Genomic DNA, 4,726 nt, shown 5'->3' on the forward strand with positions numbered 1-4,726 from the left:
GTGGTCGCCGACGCTGCCGCTGCCGGCGATGGTGTCCCTACTAGCTGTGCCTGTCGGATGGCCCTCGCCAGTGGTGAGCGGCGGGCACAAGCGACATTGCCGCCCCGCCGAGATCTGGCGCTCAATCGCCTGCGCAAATGCTGGAACGGTCGCCGCTGAGCCGAAAAATGCACTTGAAATCAGCACCATACCGGTGCCGGCGAGGAGATGATGGATGGTTTTCATTGTGTTGCTCCCTAAGACTTTCACCTTGGGTTAACAATTGAAACTCAGAGCTTGTTAAATCGGTTCCCCGCCACGTCGTTCTTAGGCGGGCCGTGCCGGAAACTGGCCGTTGGCAAGCGCCTGGGGTTATTTTTGAAACGCAGGCGAGCCGCTGGACGCGATCTCGCCAAGCCGCTGGCGTAATTAGGCGCCAGAGACTCCCTCGTGCTTAGCTTCTTGATCAGCCGCCGCCGCTTCCAGTTCAAGCCGCGCCAAATGGGCTTTGATCTCCTCGGGCTGGGCGTGCTCGAGCCCGACGACATTGTTCCTCGTTTCCTTCAATGCGACAATGATCTCGTCGAGCTTCGCATGGATGGCAGCAGTGTCGCGATAGCCCTGAATCAGCACGACGCCGGTAATCACTATCGCAGCCACTGAGAGCGCATAAGTGATTACGTTTGTGAGCCCAAACGGAACCATCGCAGTGCAGGCTATCATCGCAGCGATTAGCACATAGAAGCCGGGCGGTCGGGATAGAAAGTCGGCCATCACAAAGAGAAATCGGTTCATGCGAATCCCCGTATGAACGATGTGATCCGATTGGGGCTGCATTTCGGGTGCTCGTCAAGGGCACCGTGTTAATGGCCATGTTCGTCGTCACGCCGACCTGATCTGTGGCTGGCCAGGTTCTGCCTGTTGCCCGCGAGCGCTTGGAACCACGGCAGACACGCGGCGTTTGGCGTTCTCACAGGAGACAAGCCATGCCCGACAACGATCAGGAATTCAAAAGCAAGTTTTGGGATTCGATCCGTTCCGACATGACGGCAATGATCGGCGTCCCGGGCGTCCACCCTCGACCGATGACAGCGCAGTTCGATGGTGACCGCAACGTTATCTACTTCTTCACAGCGAAGGACACCGACTTGGCCGAGGCCGTTGCATCTGCAAAGGAAGCGACACTGGTCTACTCCGCTAAGGGACACGACCTGTTCGCCACCGTCGAAGGCACACTGAGGATCGACAATGATCCGGCAGTCATCGACCGTTTGTGGAACCGCTTCGTCGCCGCCTGGTTCGAAGGAGGCAAGGAAGATCCGAAGCTGTGCTTGCTCAGGTTCGATCCTGCTGACGCCGAAATCTGGAAAGATGCTTCCAGCATCGTCGCCGGGGTGAAACTTTTCCTCGGGATGGGCGACCCGAAAGAGGACTACAGAGACAGCGTGGCACAGGTTCGAATGAAGTGACCGGAACCTGTAGAACGGAACTCATGCAGCTTCCTTGCGCCTGGCCTCTTACTGGCGTCTTCGCTCATTGCGAACTGACAACGGGATAGGACGACCGACTGCTTTCCACCCATCCCGGTCATTCCGCATTTATGAGTTCAGCCTAGACAATACGCCGGTAATGGCCGCGAAAGGCAAGCTAAGGACGCAGGCACAACGCCAGAATGAAGGCCGCGGCGAGCAGCATGGCGACTAATTCCCAGTTAATTCGATAGATCATCGATCGTCTGCCGACATATCCGCGCCATTGCCTGGACAACCGCCAAGGCTGCCATTGTGCGTTTCGTCCTGCCTCCGTTGCGATAGTTGCCGTTCCGCTTGCCTTCAGGTGCGCCACCGCCCGCACCGTGCATGCGACAGACTGCGCTGCCCCTCACCGCTGGCGATCGACACTGGCAACCCGTCCGCTTCGACCGAGCGTGACACCGAGGCGCTAGGTTCATGAGGTTGACGTTATTTTTTTCCGTCACCCTGCCCCCCATGCGAGACATTGCCGACAATAGCTTGCCCGCCTTCGTTCACCGTAACGTGCTTCACCGTGACGTGCTGCTGGCCGCCCGTGCGGTATTTCTTTAGGGCTTCGACCTGGGCCGCGAATGTCCTGGTGAGCTTGTTGAAAGCACGTTCGGCGCTGTCTTGCTGCGGGATAGTCTCGCAGTGAGCAAGGCGGCGGGCGAACGTCATTGTCGCCATGTGCACCGCAGCCATCTGCGATGCCAGCATAGCTTCGATCTGATCCTGCGGTTCAATGCCTTTCACAATCGAGGCAACGAAGGCCGTGCCCTTATCGTCTGGCGTTTTACCGTGGCTGCCGACATTAACCAGCTGGTGCAGGAAGCCATTGATGAAATCCTCATCCGATGATCCGAAGGCTTTCTGGGCTGCCGTATGGTCGATAGTGACGCTGCTGCCGTCGATCTTTAAGAGGCGCGACGGCCTCGATTGGTGCGCGTTATCGGGCGTGGGAAGGACTTTTGTTTTTGCCGTCATGGATTAGGCCGCCAATATTTCACGGACATCTTGCCAGCGCCCGGTCATGCAGCGTCCCCATCGTAAGGACGAGCGTTGGAGAACCTCGCGAAGACCGCGTCTGCAAAACCTTTCAGTTCGCTTTCGATCACCGCGACGGGCAGGCCCGAGTTTTTCATCTGGGACCGCATCCCGTTGATCACGTGCTGCCAGTAGTGTTCGGCATCCTTGCCGTGGCGGCCGCGGAGAATTTCCGCGGTGCGCCGAATTTTTCCAACCCTCATTTTGGCGGGAAACGGCACGATTTTGCAGGCAACCGACTGCCATGCTGTCGGGGTAGGCCGCTCATGTGTCATGCGAGCCTCCCCTACCCTTGGATTGAGGAAAAAGGCCACTACCGGCCAAACTATATATAGCACTTGGTGTTCCCGAAATTGGCTGAGGCCTTGCAATTGAAGGGTTTTCCATGGGTCACCTCACTCCAGCAGCTACGCGGATTTCGGAAACCCGAAGCGGACGGACTTCGGGATTACAAAGCGAGGGCTTGGTTTTTCGGCCGACGTTAGCCCGCTGTATCTTGCGTTGTTCCCGTACCGTCTCGACCCAGCGCTTGGCGTCATCGTCGGTGCATCGCTTCCATTCGTTCGTGGCTGGCGCTCCCTCGTAGTCGCCGTCGAAGGTCAACCGGAAGACATTTGGGTGAGCTGTGCCGTTTCCTGCTCTTCCGCGAGTGATTTTCAGTAAACCCTTGAAGGCCAGTTCATCGAGCGCATCACCAACATACTCCGGCGTAACGCCATACGAGATGAACTGATCGTGCGTCACGATCAGCTTCCCGTTGTGCGTTCTGCCATGCCCGATGTGTTCTATTTTCAGGCGGTCAAGAGCGCGCTTCGCGTTGGTGCTCAGGGTGCGATAAGCCGACGACTCCAGGAAGTCGCGGGTTTGTGCCATCCAGCCGCCTTGATCATTGGGCGGCAGGGTGTGTTTCTTCACGAGCGAGAAAGTTTTGCCGCGCTCGGTTCGGCTGTGGTCTCGTAGATCACGAACCGGCATCAGTGCGCCCTCGCCAAAACAAGGCGGCTTTCGCGCATGGCCTGAAGCCTTCGCGGCGAAGGAGAAAGATATAATGGGCAACCCTGACGCCCGTCGGCAGATCGAGCGGCGACACGCCGCGTTTGCCGGCCTCCACTAGCTTGGTCATCATCCAGGCGGCGCGACCGTCCAAACGCTTGGTGCGCCCGTCTCGCTCGATACGAACCGTGATTGTGGATTTCTTCGGCGCCACGGCCGGAATTGATTTCGCCTGTGCGAAATCCCCTGATATGGATCTCATGTTCTGGTATCCTATTGAGAGTGGGGTTCAGAATTGGCTTGGGCGACTGTTGTCCAGACGAGTCGCTCAAGCTTCCCCTGCGGGGGCAGGTTCGGGGTTTCCCTTCGGCAAGCTATCCAGCCATGCGTCAGCATCCACCTTCCGAATGAGGGTCTTGCGACCAGCCTTCCGATATTCCAGCCGACCGGCCTTCATTTCGAGATAGGCCGAATTGCGTCGAATCCCGTATGCATCGCAAAAATCAGCGACGGTAAATGCGTTGGGACCACTGATCATTCTTATTCCTTCCTTTCATTTGAGACGCCAACAAATCAATACAGACAAACTAGCATTTTAGCAGACTCGCGTCTAATGCTGGGTGCATGTTCACGCTATATTCATCGTTAGAAACATTCCCTTTATTATCAGCAGCTTATAGGTAGTTATCCCCAGTTTGCATCAAACTAGACCAACAGATGTTTGTTCCCCTTCGGTTCTCAGGTTTTGATGCGTGTCGTCATGGTCTGGACACGGCAAATCGCCGTCGCCAAAACCCAACCATTGCCCTCCCAGGCTATGCACGGAAGATTAGAGGGAACCCGCCGCGACCCCTCGCGCCGATCACGCCCGCTCAGAACGAGCCGTGATCGATGGTCCTCAAACCAAATGTCCCTCAAAACTGGTGATCAGTATCCGCCGCTCAGATTCACCGGTCAAGAGTCACACGGACGCCAGAGGACAGTTATCGGGCGTTTCCCCCAACAAGGCGCAGATTCCGATTCGAATTGGCCGTGTTGAGATAGTTTGCCCAGGCCGACATCAGCTTGCGCCGCTTCTCCAGTGCATCGGAGCGCCGATACGCATTCTCGACCGAATCGCCCACCTTGTGCGCGAGAGCTGCCTCGGCGACTTCGCGCGGGAAGCTGGTCTGATCACCGGCCCAATCGCGAAAGGC

At 57.3% G+C, this 4,726-nt stretch carries 8 protein-coding genes and 1 pseudogene; 1 reads left to right on the top strand and 8 read right to left on the bottom strand.

The window, feature by feature from the left end; genetic code table 11:
• On the bottom strand, positions 1-225 hold a 225-nt coding region (locus E5W70_RS30905), incomplete at its 3' end, for a hypothetical protein (RefSeq protein ID WP_292665043.1).
• A gap of 183 nt (positions 226-408) precedes the next feature.
• Entirely contained in the window at positions 409-774 is a 366-nt protein-coding gene (locus tag E5W70_RS30910) for a low affinity iron permease family protein (protein WP_128187400.1), read from the bottom strand.
• A 191-nt stretch (positions 775-965) separates the two neighbouring features.
• Here E5W70_RS30910 and E5W70_RS30915 point away from each other — a divergent pair, with 191 nt between their 5' ends.
• Positions 966-1,448: a pyridoxamine 5'-phosphate oxidase family protein gene (locus tag E5W70_RS30915; RefSeq protein WP_292665044.1), complete on the top strand. Its 483-nt coding sequence runs from the start codon at positions 966-968 to the stop codon at positions 1,446-1,448.
• Between the two features lie 492 nt (positions 1,449-1,940).
• Here the strand turns inward: E5W70_RS30915 and E5W70_RS30920 are convergent, their stop codons facing one another.
• The 6 genes and pseudogenes from E5W70_RS30920 to E5W70_RS30945 form a co-directional block, all read right to left on the bottom strand.
• The gene (locus tag E5W70_RS30920) at positions 1,941-2,477 is read right to left on the bottom strand and encodes a hypothetical protein (RefSeq protein ID WP_292665045.1); all 537 of its coding nucleotides are present in this window, start codon (positions 2,475-2,477) and stop codon (positions 1,941-1,943) included.
• 44 nt (positions 2,478-2,521) lie between these two features.
• The gene (locus E5W70_RS30925; protein ID WP_292665046.1) at positions 2,522-2,812 is read right to left on the bottom strand and encodes a DUF6074 family protein; all 291 of its coding nucleotides are present in this window, start codon (positions 2,810-2,812) and stop codon (positions 2,522-2,524) included.
• A 115-nt stretch (positions 2,813-2,927) separates the two neighbouring features.
• A complete protein-coding gene (locus E5W70_RS30930) occupies positions 2,928-3,512 on the bottom strand; it encodes a hypothetical protein (RefSeq protein WP_292665047.1) in 585 nt (194 codons plus the stop codon).
• Positions 3,499-3,792 carry a hypothetical protein gene (locus E5W70_RS30935; RefSeq protein WP_292665048.1) on the bottom strand — a complete coding sequence of 98 codons (294 nt, stop codon included), beginning with the start codon at positions 3,790-3,792 and terminating at the stop codon, positions 3,499-3,501. The genes E5W70_RS30930 and E5W70_RS30935 overlap by 14 nt, the downstream gene beginning before the upstream one ends.
• 66 nt (positions 3,793-3,858) lie before the next feature.
• Positions 3,859-4,068, bottom strand: a complete 210-nt coding sequence (locus E5W70_RS30940; RefSeq protein WP_292665049.1) for a helix-turn-helix domain-containing protein — start codon at positions 4,066-4,068, stop codon at positions 3,859-3,861.
• Positions 4,069-4,513: 445 nt separating this feature from the next.
• Positions 4,514-4,726, bottom strand: a pseudogene (locus tag E5W70_RS30945) (integrase); the annotation flags it as partial.

Origin of the sequence: Mesorhizobium sp. (assembly GCF_005063415.1) — a bacterium.
Lineage (GTDB): Bacteria > Pseudomonadota > Alphaproteobacteria > Rhizobiales > Rhizobiaceae > Mesorhizobium.